We start from the raw sequence: 1190 nt of genomic DNA, 5'->3' as shown, positions 1-1190 counted from the left end.
ACGTCGTCCACATGCGCCGCCACCCACGAGCCCTCACCAGCCCGCGCGTCCTTCTGCGCACCACCCGCACACTCCTGACCCAGTAACCCAGCACCGCAAGGAACACGACATGCCCACATGGACCCGCACGCTGCATGGGGCCGGCATCACCGATCCGGACCTGCAGGCCGCGTACGGCCACCAGCGCGCCCTCGTCAAGCGTTTCAAGACCGAGGAGTACCTGACGGTCCGGCTCCTGCTGCCCGCGCACCTGCACCCGCCGGTCATCGCGGCCGTCGCCTTCATGCACGAGACGGACCAGCGCATCGACACCGGCACGGCCGATGCCCGCCAGCAGGCCCTGGGGGAGTGGGCGAGGGCCACCCGCGAGGTCCTCGACGGCGCGCCCGCTGCCAGCGCACCCCTCCAGGTCCTCCGGGACGCCGTCTCCCGTCATCCTCAACTCCGTCAGCGTGTCGAGGACTTCCTGCACGGGGCCCGCCACGAAGTGGACTACGCCGGCTTCGACACCGAGGGCGAACTGCAGACCTATATCGACGGGTACTCGCTGCCCGCCTTCATGCTCCTGGCCTGTCTTCTCATGCCAACGCCGAAGGACGGCGCTGACACCGGCGCATTCGAGGACCGCTGCCGCGACCTCATCGAGGCGATGCAGCGCGTCGACTTCCTCGACGACCTCGCCGAAGACGCCGCCCAGGGGCACATCGGCCTCCCGGGCAAGGATCTGGAGCGCCATGCCGTGTCCGTGGCGGACCTGCGGACGCCCACGGAAGCCGTCAGAAAGCAGCTGGGGCAACTGGTCGAAGAGCAGAGCGAACTGGCCCGCCGGAGCCTGGACGCCGGTCGGCAGCTGACCGCCTTGGCGCCGCCGCAGACACGCCCCTTCGTCACCGCCCTGCTGCGGGTGCAGGAGCTCCGGCTGGACGCGGTGAGCAGGAAGGGTGGAGGCCTCGCCGATGGCGGCGCAAGTCCGTCCAAGCCCGCGCTGCTGGGCGTGCTCGCCCGTCAGTACGCAGCGGCGTTGCGGGCACGGTAGGAGGCCCGCGCCACAGCGTCACCTCTTGACATGGTCCGTTCCGCCGGGCACGTCGTCGTTTGCCAGGCCCAGAACGCCGCGTACTACGTTCAGCACGCTGCGCCGACGTCCTGCGGGAAGCGCGCGCATGGTGTCGGTGAGCTCGCGCAACTCG

1 protein-coding gene is annotated in these 1190 nt (G+C 70.3%); it reads left to right on the top strand.

All coding sequences use genetic code 11. The annotated features are described in order from the left end of the window. Nucleotides 1-109 precede the first annotated feature (109 nt). Nucleotides 110-1036, top strand: a complete 927-nt coding sequence (locus tag P3H78_RS33135; RefSeq protein ID WP_276112878.1) for a phytoene/squalene synthase family protein — start codon at nucleotides 110-112, stop codon at nucleotides 1034-1036. Nucleotides 1037-1190 lie beyond the last annotated feature (154 nt).

Source organism: Streptomyces tropicalis (assembly GCF_029269835.1).
Lineage (GTDB): Bacteria > Actinomycetota > Actinomycetes > Streptomycetales > Streptomycetaceae > Streptomyces > Streptomyces tropicalis.
Note: the sequence above shows the minus strand (reverse complement) of the source record. Positions and strands in the feature narration are given on the sequence as shown.